This is a genomic window from Chelatococcus sp. GCM10030263 (assembly GCF_042666455.1).
Lineage (GTDB): Bacteria > Pseudomonadota > Alphaproteobacteria > Rhizobiales > Beijerinckiaceae > Chelatococcus.
Map to the genome: position 1 here is coordinate 747726 of NZ_JBHTDB010000002.1, position 21993 is coordinate 769718.

The 21993-nt window shown below is 66.1% G+C and carries 21 protein-coding genes; 18 read left to right on the forward strand and 3 right to left on the reverse strand.

What is annotated here, in order from left to right:
- Nucleotides 1-23: 23 nt before the first annotated feature.
- From ACFQU1_RS03360 to ACFQU1_RS03380, 5 genes are all read left to right on the forward strand, one after another.
- Nucleotides 24-1250, forward strand: a complete 1227-nt coding sequence (locus ACFQU1_RS03360) for an ABC transporter substrate-binding protein (RefSeq protein WP_378129203.1) — start codon at nucleotides 24-26, stop codon at nucleotides 1248-1250.
- Nucleotides 1251-1282: 32 nt separating this feature from the next.
- Nucleotides 1283-2185, forward strand: coding sequence for an NAD(P)-dependent oxidoreductase (locus ACFQU1_RS03365; protein WP_378129205.1), 903 nt, complete (start codon nucleotides 1283-1285; stop codon nucleotides 2183-2185).
- Between the two features lies 1 nt (nucleotide 2186).
- Nucleotides 2187-3209 (forward strand): aldo/keto reductase, encoded by a 1023-nt coding sequence (locus ACFQU1_RS03370; RefSeq protein WP_378129207.1) that lies wholly within the window; start codon nucleotides 2187-2189, stop codon nucleotides 3207-3209.
- A gap of 386 nt (nucleotides 3210-3595) precedes the next feature.
- Complete coding sequence (locus tag ACFQU1_RS03375) at nucleotides 3596-4786, forward strand: mandelate racemase/muconate lactonizing enzyme family protein (protein ID WP_378129209.1); 1191 nt, start codon at nucleotides 3596-3598, stop codon at nucleotides 4784-4786.
- 384 nt (nucleotides 4787-5170) lie between these two features.
- Complete coding sequence (locus ACFQU1_RS03380; protein WP_378129211.1) at nucleotides 5171-5968, forward strand: cell wall hydrolase; 798 nt, start codon at nucleotides 5171-5173, stop codon at nucleotides 5966-5968.
- Between the two features lie 79 nt (nucleotides 5969-6047).
- On the opposite strand, the gene ACFQU1_RS03385 is transcribed toward ACFQU1_RS03380, so the two are convergent.
- Nucleotides 6048-6731 (reverse strand): Fe2+-dependent dioxygenase, encoded by a 684-nt coding sequence (locus ACFQU1_RS03385; RefSeq protein WP_378129213.1) that lies wholly within the window; start codon nucleotides 6729-6731, stop codon nucleotides 6048-6050.
- A 106-nt stretch (nucleotides 6732-6837) separates the two neighbouring features.
- Entirely contained in the window at nucleotides 6838-9072 is a 2235-nt protein-coding gene (locus ACFQU1_RS03390) for a TonB-dependent receptor (protein WP_378129215.1), read from the reverse strand.
- Between the two features lie 230 nt (nucleotides 9073-9302).
- Between ACFQU1_RS03390 and ACFQU1_RS03395 the strand changes: the two genes are divergently transcribed.
- Nucleotides 9303-10148 (forward strand): tetratricopeptide repeat protein, encoded by an 846-nt coding sequence (locus ACFQU1_RS03395; RefSeq protein WP_378129217.1) that lies wholly within the window; start codon nucleotides 9303-9305, stop codon nucleotides 10146-10148.
- 16 nt (nucleotides 10149-10164) lie between these two features.
- Here the strand turns inward: ACFQU1_RS03395 and ACFQU1_RS03400 are convergent, their stop codons facing one another.
- On the reverse strand, nucleotides 10165-11628 hold the full coding sequence (locus ACFQU1_RS03400) for an MFS transporter (RefSeq protein ID WP_378129219.1): 1464 nt from the start codon (nucleotides 11626-11628) through the stop codon (nucleotides 10165-10167).
- Nucleotides 11629-11906: 278 nt separating this feature from the next.
- Here ACFQU1_RS03400 and ACFQU1_RS03405 point away from each other — a divergent pair, with 278 nt between their 5' ends.
- The 12 genes from ACFQU1_RS03405 (at nucleotide 11907) to pal (ending at nucleotide 21954) form a co-directional block, all read left to right on the forward strand.
- Complete coding sequence (locus ACFQU1_RS03405; protein WP_378129221.1) at nucleotides 11907-12653, forward strand: YebC/PmpR family DNA-binding transcriptional regulator; 747 nt, start codon at nucleotides 11907-11909, stop codon at nucleotides 12651-12653.
- A 107-nt stretch (nucleotides 12654-12760) separates the two neighbouring features.
- The gene (gene ruvC, locus ACFQU1_RS03410; RefSeq protein WP_378129223.1) at nucleotides 12761-13282 is read left to right on the forward strand and encodes a crossover junction endodeoxyribonuclease RuvC; all 522 of its coding nucleotides are present in this window, start codon (nucleotides 12761-12763) and stop codon (nucleotides 13280-13282) included.
- A complete protein-coding gene (ruvA, locus tag ACFQU1_RS03415; RefSeq protein ID WP_378129225.1) occupies nucleotides 13279-13896 on the forward strand; it encodes a Holliday junction branch migration protein RuvA in 618 nt (205 codons plus the stop codon). The genes ruvC and ruvA overlap by 4 nt, the downstream gene beginning before the upstream one ends.
- 499 nt (nucleotides 13897-14395) lie before the next feature.
- Nucleotides 14396-15439 (forward strand): Holliday junction branch migration DNA helicase RuvB, encoded by a 1044-nt coding sequence (gene ruvB / locus ACFQU1_RS03420; protein WP_378129227.1) that lies wholly within the window; start codon nucleotides 14396-14398, stop codon nucleotides 15437-15439.
- A gap of 42 nt (nucleotides 15440-15481) precedes the next feature.
- A complete protein-coding gene (locus tag ACFQU1_RS03425) occupies nucleotides 15482-16111 on the forward strand; it encodes a TetR/AcrR family transcriptional regulator (RefSeq protein WP_378129229.1) in 630 nt (209 codons plus the stop codon).
- Between the two features lie 81 nt (nucleotides 16112-16192).
- A complete protein-coding gene (locus ACFQU1_RS03430) occupies nucleotides 16193-16615 on the forward strand; it encodes a DUF2852 domain-containing protein (protein WP_378129231.1) in 423 nt (140 codons plus the stop codon).
- 214 nt (nucleotides 16616-16829) lie between these two features.
- Nucleotides 16830-17306 carry a tol-pal system-associated acyl-CoA thioesterase gene (gene ybgC, locus ACFQU1_RS03435; protein ID WP_378129760.1) on the forward strand — a complete coding sequence of 159 codons (477 nt, stop codon included), beginning with the start codon at nucleotides 16830-16832 and terminating at the stop codon, nucleotides 17304-17306.
- A gap of 249 nt (nucleotides 17307-17555) precedes the next feature.
- Complete coding sequence (tolQ, locus tag ACFQU1_RS03440; protein ID WP_378129233.1) at nucleotides 17556-18272, forward strand: protein TolQ; 717 nt, start codon at nucleotides 17556-17558, stop codon at nucleotides 18270-18272.
- Nucleotides 18273-18299: 27 nt separating this feature from the next.
- The gene (gene tolR, locus ACFQU1_RS03445) at nucleotides 18300-18752 is read left to right on the forward strand and encodes a protein TolR (RefSeq protein ID WP_378129235.1); all 453 of its coding nucleotides are present in this window, start codon (nucleotides 18300-18302) and stop codon (nucleotides 18750-18752) included.
- Nucleotide 18753: 1 nt separating this feature from the next.
- A complete protein-coding gene (locus ACFQU1_RS03450) occupies nucleotides 18754-19869 on the forward strand; it encodes a cell envelope biogenesis protein TolA (RefSeq protein WP_378129237.1) in 1116 nt (371 codons plus the stop codon).
- 44 nt (nucleotides 19870-19913) lie between these two features.
- Nucleotides 19914-21266: a Tol-Pal system beta propeller repeat protein TolB gene (tolB, locus tag ACFQU1_RS03455; protein WP_378129239.1), complete on the forward strand. Its 1353-nt coding sequence runs from the start codon at nucleotides 19914-19916 to the stop codon at nucleotides 21264-21266.
- Nucleotides 21267-21435: 169 nt separating this feature from the next.
- Nucleotides 21436-21954: a peptidoglycan-associated lipoprotein Pal gene (gene pal / locus ACFQU1_RS03460; protein WP_378129241.1), complete on the forward strand. Its 519-nt coding sequence runs from the start codon at nucleotides 21436-21438 to the stop codon at nucleotides 21952-21954.
- Nucleotides 21955-21993 lie beyond the last annotated feature (39 nt).

Here is a 21993-nt window from a genome sequence, read left to right on the forward strand (position 1 = left end):
CAAGCGGGCAAGGGAGGAATGACATGAGGGGTATTATTCATCCATCGCGCCGCCGCTTTCTGGCGACGGCCGGAGCGGCGGGGCTTGCGGCGGTGGCCGCGCCGCGCATCGCGCGTGCGCAGGCGGTCACCGTCTCCGTCGGGCGTCAGCCCTGGGCGGCCGGCAATTCGCCGGTCACCCAGCATATGATCAACAACAAGCTCTTCGAGAAGAAGGCGAAGGAGCTCGGTTACGAGCTCACCGTCGACTGGCGGGATTATCCCTCGGCGCAGCCGATGGTCGAGGCTTTCGTCAGCAATAATCTCGATCTCGGCATGTGGGGCAATACGCCGATCATCCGCGGGCTCGCGGCCAAGCAGCCGTGGAGCATCCTGAATGTCGGCGAGGGCCATTTCCGCTTCGTGGTCGCGACGCGAAAGGATTCCGAGATCCGCACCATCGCCGATCTCAAGGACAAGACGGTGGGCGCGCTCCTCGGCGGCGACCCCTACAACGCCTTCTCGCAGATCCTGCTGAGCGAGCTCGGCTCGGGCAATCCGCGCGATTTCGGCATCAAGATGATCAATACGCCGACGCAGGCGCAGGCCGCGACGATCCCGCGCGGCATGGACGCGGCCGTGCTGATCTATCCCGCTTTCCTGAAGGCGCAGAAGGAGGTCGGCACCGTCGGCATCGTCAATTCCTTTGGCTACACGGAAGACCATTACAAGGGACCGGCCGGGGATGGCGCGGGGCATCTCCTCGAATCGGTGAAGAAGTCGCCGTTCTACCCGGATGGCTATTATCTGCACCGCTCCTTCTGGATGGCGCGGGACGAGCTGCTGAACAAGCATCCGAAGCTCATCACGGCCTTCGTCGCGGCCCAGCAGGAGGCGGTCGATGCGCTCAAGGGCCTATCGCCCGGCGCCATCTCCGACACCGTCGAGAAATATTGGGGGCTGCCGTCCGATCTCGGCGCGAAGGTGGTGGAAGACGAGGTGCTTTTCCGCCGCGGCTGGGTCTGGCCCACCGAAGGCGATGTCGGCGCCGTCGTCGAGACCTCGAAATTTATGGTAGCGGGCAGGCTCATCCCGGCCCCGCTCGAGTGGAAGCTCGTGCTCGACAATGTGGCCAAGGCCGCTCCGCTCCTGCGCGAGGCCTATGATTTGTCCGGCAAGAAGCCCGACGAAAGCGCCTTCACGGCGACGGACGCCGGTGATCTGCGCGGTCTGCCCACCTGGCAGAAGGATCGCTGGAAGGCGAGAGACTGATCCCGCGAGGCGGGCAAGACAGGAAACCAAAGATGGACATGATCGGGTTTTTGGGGCTCGGCACCATGGGCGGCCCCATGGCGCGCAACATCCTGCGCAAGGGCTACCGGGTGAAGGGCTTCGACCTCAATCCGGCGGCCATGGAGGCGCATGTCGCCGCCGGCGGCGAGGCGGCAACATCGCTCGCCGGCCTCGCCGAAGGCTGCGATGTGGTCGTCACCATGTTGCCGGACGGACCTGATGTGGAACGAGCGGTGCTCGGCGAGGGCGGGCTCGCCCACGCCATGCGGCCGGGCACCGTGCTGATCGACATGAGCACCATCGATCCGGCGGTCACCCGCCGTGTCGGCCAGGCGCTCGCCGACAAGGGCATTGCCATGGTCGACAGCCCCGTGGGCAAGACCCAGGACCATGCGATCGCCGGCACGCTCACCCTGATGGTGGGTGGCGACCCCGCCGTGGTCGAGCGGGTGCGGCCGATCCTCGACTGCATGGGCAGCGATTTCTTCTACTGCGGCGGGCTCGGCATGGGCGAGGCGCTGAAGCTCACCAACAACTTCCTCGCCGCCACCATCCTGTCGGCAACGAGCGAGGCGCTCGTCATGGGCACCAAGGCGGGCCTGTCGCTCGAACTGATGACCGAGGTCATGCGCACGACGATGGCCTGGAACAACCAGTTTGCCGTCGCCCTCCCCAAGAAGGGCCTGGCCGGCGATTTCTCCCCCGGCTTCATGGTGAAGCTCGGCGAGAAGGACCAGCGGCTCGCCATCGGCATGGCCAAAGCGCTCGGCGTCGAAACACCGGTGGGCGCGGCCGCCCATGCGGTGCTTGCCGAGGCGAAGACCACGGGCTTTGCCGATCTCGACGTCACATCCGTGCTGCGCCTGCGCGAGGAGCAGGCGGGCGTCACCGTTCGCGCCAAGAAGGGCGTCTGAAATGGCGGTACATGGCGTTCCCAGCCGTAAGCTCGGCCGGACGGGGCTCTCCGTCTCGGTGCTCGGCTTCGGCGCCGCTCCGCTCGGCGGCATCTACCGTGCGCTCTCCGATGCCGAGGCGGATGCGACCGTCACGGCAGCCTTCGAGGCGGGCCTGCGCTACTACGATGTGGCGCCTTTCTATGGCCTCGGCCTGGCCGAGCACCGTCTCGGCCGCGCCCTGCGCAAGCGCCGCGACGACTGCGTCATCTCGACCAAGGTCGGTCGGCTGCTCCGGCCACTGCGCGGCCGCCAGCCGGACGGCATGTATGTCGATCCGCTACCCTTCGAGGTCGTCTACGACTACAGCTACGACGGCGTCATGCGCTCGATCGAGGATAGCCAGCAGCGCACGGGCCTCGTCGATTTCGACATCCTGTTCATTCACGACGTCAACCGACGCTGGCACGGCGATGACGTGGACCGCCGCTTCGACGAGGTGATGGCCGGTGGCTATCGCGCGCTCGATGAGCTGCGCCGCAATGGCCACGTGAAGGCGATCGGGGTGGGCGTCAACGACAACGACATTCTTCTGCGTTTCGCCGATGCCGGCCGCTTCGACTGCTTCATGCTGGCGGGACGCTATACGCTCCTGGAACAATCGCCGCTCGATGAGCTCTTTCCGCGCTGCGAGCGCGAGGGGATCGCGATCGTCGCCGCCGCTCCCTTCAACTCGGGCATCCTGGCGACGGGCGCTCGCCAGGGCGCCAAATATTTCTACACCGACGCACCGCCCGAGATCCTGGAGAGGACGCGCCGCATCGAGGCGGTCTGCGAGCGTCATGGCGTGCCGCTGGCCGCCGCGGCGCTGCAATTCGCGCTCGGCCATCCGGTCGTCGCGAGCGTTGCGGCAGGCTTCAGCTCGCCCGCCGAGGTCGAGACGAATGTCGCGATGATGACCTTGCCCATCCCGGCAGCCTTCTGGGAGGAGCTCAAGACTGAGGGCCTCATCCGCCAGGACAGCCCGACCGCGGCTGTGGTGTGAGCAGGGTTAGCGCCGTTGAGCAAGAGCCGGCGCCTCCAGTGCCCCTCCCCGTTGTGGGGAGGGGTGAGGGGTGGGGGTGAAAGATCGTCCTGCACGTCGGTCGAGGCCCTGGCCGCAGCCAGCGGAATTTCCTCGTCACCCCACCCCGGCTCGCTGGCGCTCGCCGACCCTCCCCATCGAGGGGAGGTCGGACGCCTAATCGGATGGTGAACCGCTTCGAACCTCGGTCCGTTCAAATGCTCTTCTCCCGGAATCGGCGAGAAGCTGGCCTGACGCCGGCGCCTGCCCCGACAAGCCGGCGGGCAGCCGGACCAGGTCGAGGTGAGGTGGAACGTGCCATCCCTCATGATATGGAACAGAGAAGCATTTTCGAGGAAGCCGATCCCATGAATGGCCAGTGGCCGCCCACCATCCGTTCCGTCGAGGCCTTCACCGTCCCGGTCTCCGTGAAGTCCGTCTGGATCTTTCTGGAGCTCAGCTTTGCAGACGGCACTGCCGGCTGGGGCGAGGCGACGCTTGCCGGTGCGGAAGAGGCGGTGCTCGCCGAAATCGGCCATGCGGGGACGCTTCTGTCCGGCCGTTCCTTCGCCGGTGCGGGCGAGGCGGTCGCGGTGCTGCGCATGGCGCATGCGTCGGAGGCGCGCGTCACGGTCATGCGCGCCGTCGAGCAAGCCTTCCTGGACGCCTTGGCGCGCCGGGCCGGCATGCCGCTCGCTGCCTTGCTTGGCGGGCCGGAACGGCCGACCGTCCCCGTCTATGCCAATATCAACCGCGGCATTTCGGATCGTTCTCCTGCCGGATTCGCAGCCCGGGCGCGGGAGGTCGTGACGGAGGAGGGCTACAAGGCCGTCAAGATCGCCCCCTTCGACGGGCTCGACTGGGCTCGTGTCGACCATGCCACCGGAACGCGCCTCCTTCGCGCCGGGATCGAGCGCATCGCCGCGGTGCGCGAGGCGATCGGCCCGGAATTGGCACTTCTGGTCGACTGTCATTCCCGCCTTTCGCCGGTCATGGCGCGCACCGTCCTGCGGGAGGCGGAAGCCTCCGGCCTCTATTGGCTGGAGGAGCCGCTCGCCGAAGACGCCTTCGAGGCTGAAATCGGCCGGGCGCTGCGCAGCTTCGCCAATGATCGCGGCATCCGCATTGCCGGCGGTGAAAATCTCACGACCATGGCCGAGGCGCGCCAATTCCTGGCACGCGGCATCTGCGACGCCATCCTGCCGGACATACGCTGGTCCGGCATCCGAACCGGCTTTGCCATGCTTGAGCTCGCGGCCGCCTCGGGTGTCGGCGTCAGCCTGCACAACCCGGTCGGCCCGGTGCTCGACCGCATCAGCGTCCAGGTCGCCGCCGCGCTGCCCTCCCTGCTCATTCTCGAACGGCAGGTGCGGGAAAGCCCGCTGTTCGACGAGATCCGCGGCGGCCCGCAACCACTCAACGACGGCGCCATCGTCCTCGATGCGACGCCCGGTTTCGGCCCCGCGCCGGATCGCGCTGCACTCGAACGCTACACCCGCCAGGGCTTCAGCCGCCCCGCGAGCCTCGCCGGTATCGGCGGCTCCGGGGCGGACGCATGACCGTGCCGGTGCGCCATCTCTCCAGCCCCGGCGCTCGGTGCGACCTCACCGGTCGGCGGGGGCTCGTCATTGGCGGGAGCAGCACCAGCGGCTTTCAGCTTGACAGCGCAGCCTGAGCCGACTTTTCTGATGGCCGTCTTTTGGGTGGGATTCCCGATCATTACGGCCGCTGCGATCTGCGGCCGTTTCCGAAGCAGGGCCATGTGCCGGCTGCGCCAATCTGCGGCCCGGTACGGGGTTAATTCTTTGGTGACGTATTGAAGCGTTTCTTATGGTGTGGCGTCAAAAAAATGCGGACGGTGCCATGGACGCGGTTATCCCCGTCAGTATAGTTCCCCGCGCTGAAGCAGGACCAGTGGAGTTGCAAGACGTGGAATCGATGGCATGACCGGGCGCAGCCTCGCTAAGGTCTTCCTGACGATCGCCATGCTGTCCGTGTCACTGTCGCTCGGTGGCTGCGGACTTTTCCGAGGATCATCGCTCGAAACGCGCGCCGACCTGGGCAGCCGTGAGTGCCTGGCGCGCGTGATGTATTTCGAATCGAACCGCTCCAGCGAGGACGGCATGCTCGCCGTCGGAACGGTCGTGATGAATCGCGTCAAATCACCGAAATTTCCCAAGACGGTCTGCGGCGTCGTGGGGCAGCGCAATCAGTTCGCGGATGGCGCCCTGAGGAAGCCGATGACCGAGAAGGCATCCCGCGCGCGCGCCTATCGCGTCGCCGATGCGGTCCTGTCCGGTCGCCGTCACGGGGGAGTCGGCACCCAGGCGATGTTCTTCCACACCGCCGGCCTTACCTTCCCTTACAAGAACATGCATTACGTCGTTGTCGCCGGCGGCAATGCCTTCTACGAGAAGCGCAGCAGGAAGCCGACCATCCCGCTCACGCCGGTCGAGCCCGCTTCGCCCGTCATCATGGTCGCCGACGCCCGCTCTGCGCCACGGCCGGAACCGCGCGAGGCGCCGGAAACGCGGAGCCGCTACGAGGTGGCGAGTTTCATGCCGCTACCGAATCCAACGTCGCGGATTGCCTCGAAACCCGTACTCACGCCGAAGCCGGTGGTCGTGGCTTCGCTCGCGGCGCCTCTGCCGCCGAGCCGTCCGGCGCGAGCCCCGAAGAGTATCGCCGATCTCATCCAGCAGACGTCGAGTTCCAGTTCGGCGCTTGGGCCGATCTATTGAGGACCCGGTGCGGCTGAGCCGCAGGTCCTGTGAACAGATCGCCGCCTGAACACAACGGCAGGCGGCGCCATTGCGGTCTTTACATCTCCGCCCAGCGCCGGAGCAGGTTGTGGTAGACGCTGGTCAGCGCCACCACGGCCCGGTTGTCATCCGGCAGCTGCTGGCGCGTCTTGATGATTGCCATGTCGAGGTCGTAGAGCAGCGTGCGCTCGCCGTCGTTCTTGACCATGGACTGCGTCCAGAAGAACGACGACCAGCGGCTGCCGCGCGTCACCTCTGTCACGGAATGGAGGCTGGAGGCCGGATAGACCACCATGTCGCCGGCCGGCAGCTTGACCACCTGCTTGCCGTAGGTGTCCTCGATGACGAGCTCGCCGCCATCATAATCCTCGGGCGGCGTCAGGAAGAGCGTGGTCGACACGTCGGCGCGCATGCGCATGCCGGCACCGGGGATGGCGCGGACAGCTCCGTCGACATGGGCGTCGAACTTCATGCCCACATCGTAGCGATTGAACATCGGCGGCAACACGCGCAGCGGCAGCGCGACGCTGTTGAACAGAGGGTTGCGCCCGAGCGCCCTGAGGACGAGGCTGCCGACCTCGCGCGCCGCGGGCGAATCTTCCGGGATCTGCAGGTTGAACTTGGCCTTGGCCGCCTGTTCGCCGGCCGTGACCTTGCCATCGACCCAGGCCGCCTCTTCGAGCACCCGGCGGGCATGGGCCACTTCCTCGGGCGTGAGCACGTGGGGGATGTGAACGAGCATGCGGTTTCCAGACTGGCTATGTCAGTGGGGCGCGGCTCGAGCCCTCCTGAGGAAGAGGCCCGAGCCGAGCTTCAACGTCGTGCGTTGTTACGCACCCGGCATGGGCTCAAAACGTCGCGCCGACGGTCAGCAGCAGCGTGCGGCCCGAAGCCGGGATGGCGCGCGCATTGAAGGAAGCGTTGTAGTTCAGCTCGTCCGTCAGGTTGTAGCCGTTGAGCGCGATGCGATAGTTCTGGTATTCATAGGAGATCATCGCATCGATCGAGAAATTGGCGGGCACTTCATAGAGATTGCTGCTCGCCGTGAACACCCCGCTCTGGTAGAATACGCCGCCGCCGAGGAGAAGCTTGCCGGGAAGCCTGGCGAGCGGGGCGATATCATAGGTCGTCCATAGCGAAGCGGCATTCTCCGGCACGTTGCCGACCTCGTTGCCGGTGAAATCGCCCGTCTGAACCTTGCTCTTCATGTAGGAATAGGCGGCATTGACCGTCCATTCCGCCGTGATCTGGCCCGTCGCGCCGAGCTCGATGCCGCGCACGCGCTGCTTTTCGCCGGTGGCGACCACGTCGCCCGACAGGGGATCGGTGTAGCGGGCATTGTCCTTTTCGATCTGGAAGAGCGCGCCGGTCAACCCGAGCTGCCCGTCGAGAAGCCCGATCTTGGCCCCGATCTCGTAGGACTTGTTCTTTTCCGGCTCGAGCGCGGACTGGTTCGGGTTCAATGGATTCGGCGCATTCGCCACATATTGCCCGGGCGGAGAGGCCGAGGTTGCATAAGAAATATAGTAGGTCTGGTTCTTCGTCGGCTCGAAGATCAGGCTCGCCTTGGGGCTCGCGAAGGTTGTATCTTCTTTGTATTGGTTCCAGCCGGTCGCATTGTGAAGGTTGTATTCGGAGGAATACTTGTCCCAGCGCACCCCACCCAGAATGGAGATCTGGTCCGTGAACCAGATGCGGTCGCTCGCGAAGAGGCCGATGTCGGTCCCCTTGGTGCGCTTGATGTTGTCCGGGTTCATGGCGAGGTAATAGGAGCCGACGGCACCCCAGTTCGGCATCCAGGCCGTCGGCGGCACCTTGCCCGGCGTGCCCGGCACGGCGACCGTGCTGATGCCATAGCGGTTGTCGTGCTGGTAGAACAGGTCGAGGCCGGCGACGAGCTCGTGGCGCAGGAAGCCCGTGTTGAACTTCATCACCGCGGTCGAGATGTTCTGGATGCCCCAGGACCGCTGCTGATAGGCGGGATTGCCGCCACCATAGGTGAATTGCGGATTGCCCCCGGCGAAGAAGCTCGCGCTGCAGGCGGCATTACAGCCCGGCGCGCTCGTCGAGAAATCGCGCGTGTAATAGGCGAGCCGCGTGTCGTTCTGCACGGTGAGCCAGTCGTTCACCGTCTTCGAGTAGCGTGAGGTCAAGAGATCGACGTCGGAGACGTCCCTGTCGGTCGCCTTGCCGTAGTTGAACGCGCGCGGCACGCCGAATTCGGTGATCGGCCTGCCCACGGCCGCGCCTGGGGGCGTCACGATGGGCACGCCGTACTCCGGCGTGCGGTCGCCGTGCTGGTGCAAGTAGTTGAGACGCCAGGTGGTGTCCGTGCCGAGGCCGAAACCGAGTGCGGCGCTGAAGCCCCAGCGGTCGGATTTCACATGGTCCCGGTCGGCGATGTCGGACTGGTGCATCATGCCGTTGAAGCGCGCGGCCGTGGTCGCGTCGAGCTGCTTGTTGATGTCGAAGGTGCCGCGGGCGAGCGGGCCCGTGCCGAACTGGCCTTCGATCTTATAGGCGTCGCCGAGATGCGCCTGTTTGCTCTGGATATTGATGGCGCCGCCGGTCGTGCCCATGCCGAAGCTTTCGGACGAAGGGCCCTTGAAGACCTGGACGGCGTCCATGTTGAAGCTGTCGCGCACATAGACGCCGAAGTCGCGCAGGCCGTCCAGATAGATGTCGCCCTTGGCATCGAAGCCGCGGATACGGAACTGGTCGCCGTTGAGGCCGCCATTGCCCTCGCCGATCGAGACGGTGACGCCCGGCACGTTGCGCAGCGCCTGGTCGAGCGTCGTCACGCCCTGCTGCTCCATGACGACCTGGGGCACCACATTGACGATCTGCGGCGTGTCCTGGATCGTGCCGGGCAGCCGGCCGAGGCTGGTGGTCGCCTCGAGCGTATTGGCGGGCGTACCTTCGCCGGTGATCACGACGGGCGGCAGTTCGACCGGCTCCTCCGCCGACGAGGCCGCCTGCTGCGCCATGGCCTCGAAGGGAATCATCGACGACAGGCCCGCCGCGATACCGAGCCACATGGCTCCCTGAGGCGTGTTCTCGCGCAGATCGGTTGCAGCAGTCATCGGATTTCCCCAGCTATTGACGCTGATCGCCCTATAAGCACCACTGCAAATGTCTGCAACATCTATGTTTTTGAAATGCTCTACAGTAGAAGAATTCAAACTATAATAGTTCTAGACTAGGTGTGTGGACGCTTGTCTTGACTGATAACGGCGTTCTATAGAGAGCGGTATCGTATGACGTGATCCAAACATCACGTCTGCGAATTCCTCAACACCACGACGGGTGAAGCGTGTTGAACATCCTGGCTGCCGCAGCGGCGAATGCGGGGGAGCCGGCGCTCGCTGCCGGCGGCGAGCCCGCAGTGGCAGCCCGGGCGGTGGCGGAGGTCATGCGTGCCCTGCGGCGCTCGGAGAGCGATGCCGTCACGGCACGGCTCGCGGCCGATCCCGCCGGCAGCATCGACGTGATCCGGAAGGCGGCACGCCGCGGCTATCTCGACGCGCAGGTGGCGCTCGGCCAATGCCATCTCGTCGGCTGGGGCGTGGCGCGCGATGCCAATATGGCTTTCCGTTGGTTCAGCCTCGCCGCCCATGCGGGCTCTGCGGAGGCGGCCAATCTCGTCGGTCGCTGCCGGGAATTCGGCTGGGGCACAACGGTCGATCTCGCACAGGCGGCCGCCTGCTATCGCCACGCGGCCCGCGCGGGCTTCCCCTGGGCCCAGTTCAACTATGCGGAAATGGCCTTCGCCGGGCGCGGCGTGCCGGCCGACCGCGCTGAGGCGCTCGTCTGGTACCGCCGCGCTGCCGCATCAGGCCATGCCAAGGCCATGAACATGCTCGGCCGCTATCACGAGGAGGGCTGGGAGATGCCGGCCGATCCGAGCGCCGCCGCTCGATGGTACAGGGCCTCCGCCGTGGCCGGCGACTGCCGCGGCCAGGTCAATCTGGCGAGCCGCCTCCTGGGCGAGGGGCGCATCGGCGAAGCGGCCAGCTGGCTGGGCAGGGCGGTGGAGGGGGCCCATCGCGACCTTCTCGCCGACCTTGCCGCAACCCTGGCGGAGAGCCCCCATGCTGCCTTGCGCGAACTGGCCGAGCGAGCGCGCCGCATGCTGGACGCGATGACCGAACTTGGCTGAGCAGTGATCGTGCGCCTCAGCTTTGCGAGCTGCTCCAAACCCTCACGCGCATGACGCCGACGCAGGCCGCGACGCCGGCGACGATAGCAGCGATCAGGATGACGACCATCGGCGCGGTATGGGTGAAAAGCCCGAAGACGGCCGCTGCGGCGGCGACGCCGAGCGTTTGGCCGACGAGCCGGGCGGAGGACTGCATGCCGCTCGCGCTGCCGCTGCGCAGGCGCGGAACGCTGCTGATGATCGTCAGGTTGTTCGGCGTCTGGAACAGCCCGAAGCCGAAGCCGCAGAGCGCGAGCCGCCACAGGAGATCGGCAACTGGTGGGGCGCTCGGCAGAAAGGCGAGGGCGACAAGGCCTGCCGTCATCAGTCCAAGCCCGACCGATGCGACGAAGACCGGCGGGTAATGATCCACGAGCCGCCCGGCGATGGGCGCTGCGACGGCGATGGCGACCGGCCAGGCGGTCATCAGGAGCCCGGCCTGGATCACCGGCCAACCCAGCGCGTCCTGCAGCAGGAAGGCGAGCGCCAGATAGCTCATGCTCTGCGCGCCGAAGGCGCAGATCGAGGTCGCGAGCGACAGGCTGAAGACCGGCCGCCGTAGGAGGTCGACCGGTAAAAGCGGTTCCGGCATCCGGATCTGCCGGCGCACGAAGATGGCGCCGATCAGCACCGCAGCCACGAGCTGGGCGAGCGGAATCGCAAGATCGGTTCCCGACCCGAGAAGATCGACGGAGCGGATGAACAGCCCGATGGTGAGCGCGCTGAGCACGGCGCTGAGCGCATCGAACCGCCGGCCGGAGCTCGGCGTATGCGGCAGATAGCGGGCCGATGCGGCGAAGGCGAAGAGGCCGAGCGGAATATTGATCAGAAACAGCCAGTGCCAGGAGGCGATGGACAGTATGAACGCGCTGATCGTAGGCCCTAGGGCGGTGGCGAGCGCCACGACGACCGCCATATTGCCGGCGCCGCGCCCGAGCAGCCTCGGCGGATAGATGATGCGCACCAGCGCGAAATTGACGCTCATGATGCCGGCCGCGCCGAGCCCCTGCAGGGCGCGGGCGGCGATCAGGATCTCCAGCGTCGGCGAGAAGGCGCAGAGCAGGGAGGCGACCGTGAAGACGGCAAGCCCCGCCATATAGACGCGCTTGTAGCCGCGGCCGTCGCCGAGCGAGGAGAAGGGCAGGAGCGCGACGGTGACGGCGAGCTGATAGGCATTGACGATCCAGATCGCCTCCGGCGCATCGACCGCGAGATCTCTCGCCATGCGCGGCAGGGCGAGATTGACCAGGGCGCCGTCGAGCACCGCCAAGGTGATGGCCGTGGCGATGGCGAGGAAGGCGAGCGCCCGGGCCGTACCTTCGAGACCGACCTCGTGGGCGGCGGGTGCGGCGCTGGCGACGGGGGCTGCTGTCTCGCCGGCCGGAGCAGCCTGGGCCTCCCCTAGGGTCTCCGGCCTGTCCTCATCCTTCGGCTGCTTCATCACCGTTCCATATCCACCGGCAGGGCGGCTCTGTCGCTGGAAGGCGAAGCCGCCACCTGCCGCAGCGCAGCGGCATGCGGAATGTCGGACGGACCTATCCTGTCGCCGAAGCCCCCGCAAGCAGGCTTTGCGCATGGCATGCATGGGCTGCAAGAAGGGCTCGGCCCGCCTTTATTTCCGCGCGCGTGCGGCCTATAAGGCGCTCCATTCCCATTCAAGCTGGACCGGACGCGGGATGGCAGCGCCCGCCGGGCCGGACCAGCCAGCCGGAGCAGACCATGGCCGGGCATTCCCAGTTCAAGAACATCATGCACCGCAAGGGCAAGCAGGATGCGGTGCGCTCCAAGCTCTTCTCCAAGCTCGCGCGCGAAATCACCGTCTCTGCCAAGCTCGGCCTGCCCGACCCCAATATGAACCCGCGCCTGCGCGCCGCCATCCTTGCGGCCCGTGCCGAGAACATGCCGAAGGACAATATCGAGCGGGCGATCAAGAAGGCCTCCGGCGGCGACAGCGAGAATTACGAGGAGATCCGTTACGAAGGCTACGGCCCGGCCGGTGCCGCGCTTATCGTCGAGTCCATGACGGACAACAGGAACCGCACCGCCTCCGACGTGCGCTCCTATTTTACCAAGGCGGGCGGCAATCTGGCGGAAACCGGCGCCGTCGCCTTCATGTTCGACCGGGTCGGCCTTATCGAGTTCGAGACGGGCGTCGCCTCTGCCGATGCCATGCTGGAAGCAGCTGTCGATGCCGGCGCCGACGATGTGGTGTCGAGCGAGAACGGCCATGAGATCTACTGCGATCAGGGCGCCCTCGCCGACGTTTCCAAAGCGCTCGAAGCGCAGTTCGGCGAGCCGCGCACGTCCAAGCTCATCTGGAAGCCGCAGAACACGGTGTCCGTCGACGACGAGACGGCGGAAAAGCTCATGCGCCTCATGGAGACGCTCGAGGACCACGACGACGTGCAGAACGTCTACGGCAATTTCGAATTCTCCGACGCCTTCATGGCGAAGATGGAGGAGTGAGGACTACCCCGGGTTTCACGAACACCGCCGCTCTCATCGTCGCGGAGGGACCGCCGCCCGGCATCGCCGCAGATGCGTTCGCCCTTTGTTTCCGCTAGGCTCCGCCCATGGCGACGCACGCGATTCGCATCCTCGGCATCGACCCCGGCCTCCGGCGCACCGGTTGGGGCGTAGTGACGACCGAGGGCACGCGGCTCTCCTTCGTCGCTTGCGGCTGCGTGGTGTCCACCGGCAGTCTCACCCTGGCCGAGCGCCTGCGCGAATTGCATGACGGCCTCGTCGATGTCTTGAGCCGGCACGCACCGGATGAAGTCGCGGTGGAAGAAACCTTCGTCAACAAGGATGCGCAGGCGACGCTGAAGCTCGGCCATGCCCGCGCGGTGGCGCTCCTCGTGCCGGCGCTGGCGGGGCTTTCGGTTGCCGAATATGCGACCAATCTCGTCAAGAAAACGGTGGTCGGCGTCGGCCATGCCGAGAAGGCGCAGATCGGCGCCATGGTCCGCGTGCTGCTGCCGAAGGCAGCGCCCGACAACGCCGATGCGGCCGATGCGCTCGCCGTGGCCATCACCCATGCGCAGCACCGGCAGGCGCGGGCGCTCGCGCGGCGTGTGGCGGAGGCGGCATCGTGATCGGCAAGCTCAAGGGTGTGGTGGATTCTTACGGCGAGGATTTCATCATCCTCGACGTCGGCGGCGTCGGCTATGTCGTGCATTGCTCGTCGCGCACCCTGCAGAACCTGCCCGGGGCAGGCGAGGCGGCGACCTTGTCGATCGAGACCTATGTCCGCGAGGATATGATCCGCCTCTACGGCTTCCGCTCCGACGCGGAACGCGAGTGGTTCCGCCTGCTGCAATCCGTGCAGGGCGTCGGCGCCAAGGTGGCGCTCGCCATTCTCTCGGTGCTCGACCCCGGCGACCTCGGCACGGCGGTCGCCATGGGCGACAAGGGCGCGGTGGCGCGCGCGCCCGGCGTCGGGCCGAAGCTCGCCGCGCGCATCGTTGCCGAACTGAAGGACAAGGGGCCGGCCTTCGGCGCGGTCGACCCGATCGTCGCGAGCCTCGCCGGCGCGGTCGAGGACCGCCGCGCGCCAAGGCCGGTGGCGGATGCCGTCTCGGCGCTCGTCAATCTCGGCTACGGCCAGCCGCAGGCCTCGGCCGCCATCGCGGCGGCGCTGAAACAGGCCGGGGAGGAAGCGGCGACCGCGACCTTGATCCGCCTCGGGCTCAAGGAGCTGGCGCGGTGACGGGGCCCATGTCTCGGTTACCGCCGCTCATCGCCGCGTCGACGCATGCTGGCAGGCAGATCCTCTCGGGAGGGCAACGGTCGTGCCGCAGGAGGCTCGGCAGCCGGTCGTGGCGGCTTGGAGCCCTGATCGACGCATTGGCCAGGCATCCACCGGTCGCATTCGTGTCCCGGAAACATGTTCGGCCAGCCGATTGGTGGCGTCGTCTCCGGTGCCACCTGTCGACGGAATTCCGCGAGTGCGTTGTTTGCTGTCCCGACGAGCAAAAGACAGGTGAAGTATATAAGTTTCTTACGCAAATACATCGCTGTCCCATGATCACGATTGACAATAGATCTGCGACTGTAATCCTGGTTGCTGGTCGTGGCCGTCGCGAGACGGGGCGAATGTCTGGCATCAGGCGCAGGAGGGCGGCTATCGCTGGTCAGTCAACGCGCCTTATGGAGACGGTCGGGGGCCGAGAAACCTACTGCCAGCGCATCGTATGTAGGCCCGCGTCATGACCACGCCCTCACGCCTCGTGACCGCCGAGAAGCGCGAAGACGATACCGAGACATCGCTCCGGCCGTTGGCGCTCGATGAATTCATCGGCCAGGCCCAGGCGCGCGCCAATCTCAGCGTCTTCATCCAGGCGGCGAAGGCGCGCGGCGAGGCGCTGGACCATGTCCTCTTCGTCGGGCCGCCCGGCCTCGGCAAGACGACGCTCGCCCAGATCGTGGCGCGCGAGCTCGGGGTCAATTTCCGCTCGACCTCAGGGCCGGTGATCGCCAAGGCTGGCGATCTCGCCGCCCAGCTCACCAATCTCGAAGAGCGCGACGTGCTCTTCATCGACGAGATCCACCGGCTCAACCCGGCGGTGGAGGAAATCCTCTATCCGGCGATGGAGGACTACCAGCTCGATCTCATCATCGGCGAGGGGCCGGCGGCACGCTCGGTGAAGATCGACCTGCCGAAATTCACGCTCGTCGGCGCCACCACGCGCCAGGGGCTGCTGACGACGCCGCTGCGCGACCGCTTCGGCATCCCGATCCGCCTGCAGTTTTACACGGTGGAGGAGCTCGAGCTCATCGTCACCCGCGGCGCGCGCGTCATCGGCATCGGCATGAGCGCCGATGGGGCCAACGAAATCGCCCGGCGCGCCCGCGGCACGCCGCGCATCGCCGGGCGCCTGTTGCGCCGGGTGCGCGACTTCGCCGTCGTCGACGGCGCCGAGAGGATCACGCGCACCATTGCCGACAAAGCTCTGCAACTCCTTGAAGTCGATGCCGCGGGCCTTGATCTGATGGACCGGCGCTATCTCACGACGGTCGCCGTTTCCTTCGGCGGCGGCCCCGTCGGCATCGAGACCATCGCCGCAGCGCTGTCGGAACCGCGCGACGCCATCGAGGAGATCATCGAGCCTTTCCTCATCCAGAAAGGCTTCGTGCAGCGCACGCCGCGCGGGCGTGTGCTCACCCCGCATGCCTTCCGCCATCTCGGCCTGCCCGAGCCGTCGCGGGAGGTCGGCCAGTTCGGTCTGTTCGCCGATGACGATGAAGCGTGACGCCATCGACGTGCGGCATCAGGTGATGTAAAGCCTTTTCACATGAGCTGGTCGAGACAGGGTCCGCGCGGCTACCACCACGGCAACCTCCGGGAAGCCCTGATGCAGGCGGCGCTCGATCTCATCGCGGAGAAGGGCACGGCGGGGGCGACCTTTGCGGAGGCCGCGCGGCGAGCGGGGGTCAGCCCCGCGGCGCCCTATCGCCATTTCCGCGATCGTGACGAATTGCTGGCCGCTGTGGCGGCTAGCGGTTTTCTGCGCTTCGCCGAGGCGCTCGAAGCTGCCTGGGACGGCGGCAGGCCGACGCCGCCGGCTGCCTTCGAGCGGATGGGCCGCGCCTATCTGGCCTTCGCCCGGGACAATCCGGCCTTCTATGTGGCCATGTTCGAGTCAGGGCTTCCGAGCGATGCTACGCCCGACCTTTCTGAAGCCGGCCAAAAGGCCTTCGGTGTGCTGCGCACCGCCGCCGAGGCGTTGGTCGCGACCATGCCGGCGCCCGGCCGTCCGCCGGCGATGATGGTTGCCCTGCATATCTGGGCGATGGCCCATGGCGTTGCCGGGCTCTTCGGCCGGGCGGATCCGGCGCGGCGGCGCGTGCCGATGCCGCCCGAGGAACTCCTGGAGGCCGGCTTTCTTATCTATCTCAAGGGACTCGGCGGCTCGCCGACCTAAATTTTCGGGTGCGACGTTGACAGAAGATAGGTCGCGCCCTACTATGTAAATGTGATTAACATTCACACAGGACGGAACGCTATGCAGCTCGCAGCGAAGCTGGACGAATTTGGCAAACCCGCCTGGATCGCCCTCATGGTGCTGGGCTTCGTGCTCTTCTGGCCGCTGGGGTTGGCGATCCTCATCTATTCATTCTGGAGTGGACGCATGGCATGCGGTAGCAGGCGCGGCTTCGGCCGCTGGCAGATGATGGAAGACGGTCGCGGCTGGGGCGGACGCGGCGGTTGGGGCGGACGCTGGGGCGGACCCCCGTCGAGCGGCAACCGCGCATTCGACGAATATCGTGAGGAGACGCTGCGCCGCCTCGAAGAGGAGCAGCGCGAGTTCAGGGAATTCCTCGAGCGTTTGCGGCTCGCCAAGGACAAGGCCGAGTTCGACCAGTTCATGGCCGATCGCCGCAACCGGCCGCCGGCCACGCCCGATCAGCCCGAGGCTAATGGCTGATTGCTCTGAACCAATCGGCTATTCATAGACGCCGCGTCCCTTGAAGACGCGGCGTTTTTTTTATGGCTTCGACACTCACGTCACCGCCGCCGCTTCATGGGACCTGGCATGTCCGGGGCTTGCCAGGCGCGGGGCGATCGTCGCATGGAGGTGGCGATTGGTGCCCCGTCGGGCCGAGACCCGGCGGCAGGAGGCGGGCGAAGGTGAGACGGCGATGAGCGAGCGACCGATGACCGGCGAGACGTCCAACCGGCAGGATGCGTCCTGGCCCGGTCTCGCCGGCCGGCTGGTCGAGGGCACGCATATCCTGCCGGTGCGTGTCTATTACGAGGACACCGATTTCTCGGGCATCGTCTACCACGCCGGCTATCTGCGCTTTCTGGAGCGCGGGCGGACGGACTTTCTGCGCCTCGCCGGCGTCGACCAGTCGGTTTTGCATGATGAAGGCGAGGGGCTCGCCTTCGCCGTGCGGCGTATGACCATCGACTTTCTCAAGCCCGCCCGCATGGACGACGTGGTCGAGGTCGAGACGCGAATCGTCGAGGTGCGCGGTGCTTCGCTCGTCATCGAGCAAGCCATTCGGCGGGGGAGTGACGTGATCGTGAAGGCCGATGTGCGCGTGGCGCTCATTCGTGCCGGTAACCCGGCCCGCATCCCCGATACGCTGCGCCGGATTCTCGGCGGGCGCTGATCGCCGATCGCGTGAAGATTAGCGTCGCAAGCACGCCTGCTAACCCCGTGTTAACCTTGCTACGTGCTTAACTCGAAGGCGGCTCGACAGGTAGCATCTGCCTCGTCCGCCTTGGAAAGCGCCCTCTTTTCGACAGATTCCAGGGCGAGTGAGAGGGCACGCGGATCATCCCACCCCTGTAGAGCCGTTCGGTCGTGCGTGGCTGCGCATGCGCCGTGAAGGTGAGATCGCGCGCTGAAGGAGTAGTCGATGAATCCCGCCGACGTCACGCAAGCGGCGCTCCCCGCTGTCAATGATGGGTCCCTGTTCGAACTGTTCTGGCAGGCCCACATCGTCGTCAAACTGGTCATGCTCGGCCTACTGGGCGCCTCGGTGTGGTGCTGGGCCATCATCATCGACAAGTCTCTTCTTTTTTCGCGCACCCGCCGGGCCATGGATCGCTTCGAAGAGGTGTTCTGGTCGGGGCAGTCGCTGGAGGAGCTCTACCGGTCGCTTCACAACCGTCAGACGCAGGGCATGGCGACCTTGTTCATGGCGGCGATGCGCGAGTGGAAACGTTCCTTCGAAGGCACCGGCCGCTCGATGGCGAGCCTGGCGCAGCGCATCGACAAGGTGCTCGACGTCTCCATCCAGCGCGAGGTGGAACGGCTGGAGCACCGCCTTCTGGTTCTCGCCACGGTAGGATCCGCCGCGCCCTTCATCGGCCTCTTCGGCACGGTCTGGGGCATCATGACGGCTTTTCGCTCCATCGCCGCCTCGAAGAACACGAGCCTCGCGGTGGTTGCGCCCGGCATCGCCGAGGCGCTGTTTGCCACCGCCATCGGCCTTTTTGCGGCCATTCCGGCGGTGATTGCCTACAACAAGCTGCAGGCGGAGGCCGCCAAGGCGCAGGGGCGCCTGGAAGGCTTCGCCGACGAGTTCTCGGCCATCCTCTCCCGCCAGATCGACGAACGGATGGCCGCCTGACGCGGCCTGCGATCAAGGAGATCGACCATGGGCATGTCGTTGGGCAGTGCGGCAGGCGGGGGCGGGCGACGGCGTCGCAGGCGCCGCCACGGCGCGATGGCCGAAATCAACATGACGCCGTTCATCGACGTCATGCTGGTGTTGCTCATCATCTTCATGGTGGCCGCGCCGCTGCTTGCCACCGGCGTGCCCATCGATTTGCCACAGACCGCAGCCAAACCGATCAATGTCGACCAGAAGCCCGTCACGATCGCGGTCGACACCGAAGGCCGCGTGTTTCTGAACGATGACGAGGTCCAGCTGCAAGACTTGGCGTCGCGGCTCTCGGCCTTGGCCGGCACCGGCGCCGCTGAGCAGCGCATCTATGTGCGCGGTGCCAAGGATGTGAATTACGGGCGCGTCGCCGAGGTCATGTCGCTGATCACCGCGGCGGGGTTCAAGAAGGTCGCGCTCATCACCGAACCGGATCAGAGAAGCTGATTTGAGTATTCGTGGTTTCCTGAAGCGTCAGCCCGGCCTCGTGGCATCGGGCACAGGGCATGCGGCGATTCTCGTCGCGAGCCTGGTCGCTTTCGCGTCGGCGCCGCCCTTCGCCGACCAGCAGGAATCGGTCGCGGTCGAGATGATCACGCCGACTGAATACACGGCCATGACGCGTGGAGAGCGTACTGCTCAGGACCTGAAGCCGGAGCCCAAGCCCAAGGTGGACAAGGTGGCCGAGACCGCCGAGGAGAAGCCGCAATCGGCCGAGGCGCCGCGCGACGTGCCGACGCCACCCTCGCGCCCGCCGGCACCTGCCGCCGAGAAGACCGAGGCTGCGCCGCCACCTCCGCCGCAGCAGCAGGCCAAGGCCGAGCCGCCGAAACCCACGCCTCCCAAGCCGGAACCGCCAAAGCCGGAGCCGGCGAAGGTCGAGCCGCCGAAACCGGAACCCGTCAAGGAAGCCGAGCCCAAGCCCGAGCCGCCGAAGCGCCCGGAGCCTCCGAAACAGGCGGAAGCCAAGCCGGAGCCGAAAAAGCCCGAGCCGAAAAAGCCTGATCCGCCCAAAACGGTGGAGAAGCCGGCGCCCAAGCGCGAGGACCTTGCCAAGCTCATCGAGGATAGTGCGCCGAAGGAAAAGCCGGCCACCGCCAAGCCGGCCGAGCAGGAGAGCAAGTTCAATCCGTCGGATATCCAGAAGCTCCTGCAGAGCAAGGAGAAGGCGCAGCGCGCGGCCTCCACGGGGCGTGAGGTGAACCGCACCGCCTCCATCGGCACGCGGACGGGCAGTTCCCCGAAGCTGTCGCTCTCGCAGCGCGACGCGATCGGCAATCTCCTGAAGGAGCAGATCTATCGCTGCTTCAACGCGCCTTTGGGCGCGCAGAGCGTGTCGGTGAAGCCCATGGTGAAGATGGAGCTTAATCCCGACGGCACGCTCGCGACCCAGCCCGTCGTGATGAATTCCTCCGGTGAACCCGGTTTCCGGCCCTTTGCGGAGAGCCTGGCGCGCGCCATCCGTCGTTGCGCGCCTTACCGCATCCCGGCCCAGTTTGCCCCCTATTATGCGGATTGGCGCGACTTCCAGGTCATCGCCGATCCTTCGGATTTTCTTGGTTGAGGCAGCTTGAGTCGAGCCAGACCAGATTGGAGCCTTTGAACCCGATGTTCGACACGCTGACTGCTCGTCGCCATGTCCGGCCCGCGTCTTTGGCGCGGCTTCTTCTGGTGCTCGTCACCGCCTTGGGGATTTTGCCACTCGCGATCCAGCCGCTCCGCGCGGAGATCGTCATCACTCTCGATCGCGCCAATTTCCAACCCTTGCCGATCGCGGTGACCGATTTCTCCGGCGACGGGGAGCTCGGAGCCAAGATCGCCGAAGTGATCTCCAACGATTTGAAGCGCTGCGGCTATTTTCTGCCCGTCGACAGGCAGAGCCTGGCGGGCCGGCCGGTCAATTTCGACGCCGTGCCGCAATTTGCCGATTGGCAGGCGCTCAATGTGCAGGGGCTGGTGACCGGCCGGGTGATACGCGACGGCTCGGGCCGCCTGCGCGTCGAGTTCCGGCTTTGGGATGTGGTCGCCGGCCAGCAGCTCACCGGCCAGCAATATTTCACCGATCCTGGCAACTGGCGGCGTATCGGCCACATCGTCGCCGATGCCGTCTTTTCGCGCCTGACCGGCCTCAAGGGCATGTTCGACACGAAGGTCGCCTTTGTCGATGAGACGGGTCCGAAGGAGCGCCGGCGCAAGCGCCTCGCCGTCATGGATCAGGACGGCGCCAATCTGCGTTATCTCACGCGCGGTGAGGATCTCGTCGTGACGCCCCGCTACTCGCCGACGAGTTCGGAAATCACCTATATGGCCCAGCGCAGCGGGCTGCAGCCGCATGTCCAACTGCTCAATCTCGACACCAATCAGCGCGAGATGGTCGGCAATTTCCCGGATATGACCTCGAGCCCGCGCTTCTCGCCGGACGGCCAGCGCCTCCTCCTCAGCCTGCAGCAGGGAGGCAACGCCAATATCTACATGATGGACCTGCGCTCGCGCACCACCACGCGCCTCACCTCCACCAATGCCATCGACACGGGCCCGTCCTTTTCGCCGGATGGCTCGCAGATCGCTTTCGAGTCCGACCGTGGCGGCTCCCAGCAGATCTACATCATGCCGGCCGGCGGGGGCGAAGCCCAACGCATTTCCTTCGGCGAGGGCGCTTACGGCCAGCCCGTCTGGTCGCCGCGCGGCGACTACATCGCCTTCACGCGCCAAGCCAACGGCAAATTCGGCATCGGCATCATGAAGCCCGACGGATCGGGCGAGCGGATCCTGACCGAGGGCTTCCACAATGAAGGCCCGAGCTGGGCGCCGAATGGCCAATTCATCATGTTCTGGCGCGACAGCGGCGGTGGCGGCAAGCTCTTCATGGTCGACATCACCGGCCGTGTCGAGGTGCCCGTGCCCACCCCGTCCTTCGCCTCCGATCCGGCCTGGTCGCCCATCCTCAGCGAGCTGCGCTGAGTGAGAGCGGCCCTGTTGATCTTTGGTTAACCGTAAGGCCGAAGTTTCGACAGTGGATGTCGTTTTCCCCTTTCGCGTCAAGATCCGGTCAAGGTTGACGGATCATTGAATTACACAACGGGGCCGGCGTGTGCCGCGAACCCTCGAACCTCGTCGACGGAGTGATCCGATGCTGTCCTCAATCTCACGTTCGCGCCGCCTACAGATCGCGGCGGTCTTCGCGGTCGTGTTCGCGCTCGGCGCCTGCGCCAAGGATAACGCCAGCCAAGCCGGTCTCGGTGGCGCCGGTGGTGGCTATGGGGCAGGCGGAGCGAGCACCCCTGGCTCCACGCAGGATTTCGTGGTCAATGTCGGCGACCGGGTCTTCTTCGAGACCGATTCGACCGATTTGACACCGACGGCCGTGGCCACGCTGAACAAGCAGGCGCAGTGGCTGCAGCAGTATCCGCGCTACACCTTCCTGCTCGAAGGCCATGCGGATGAGCGCGGCACGCGTGAATACAACTTCGCGCTCGGCGCCCGCCGTGCCGAGACGGTGCGTGACTATCTCGTGTCCCGCGGCATTGCCGCCTCGCGCATGCGCACCATCTCCTACGGCAAGGAACGGCCGGTGGCGGTCTGCGACGACATCTCCTGCTGGTCGCAGAACCGGCGCGTCGTGACGGTGCTCGACGCGCCCGGCTCCTAGTGGAGCGCTCACTGCGTTCAGAGCGACGAGTGGTCCTTT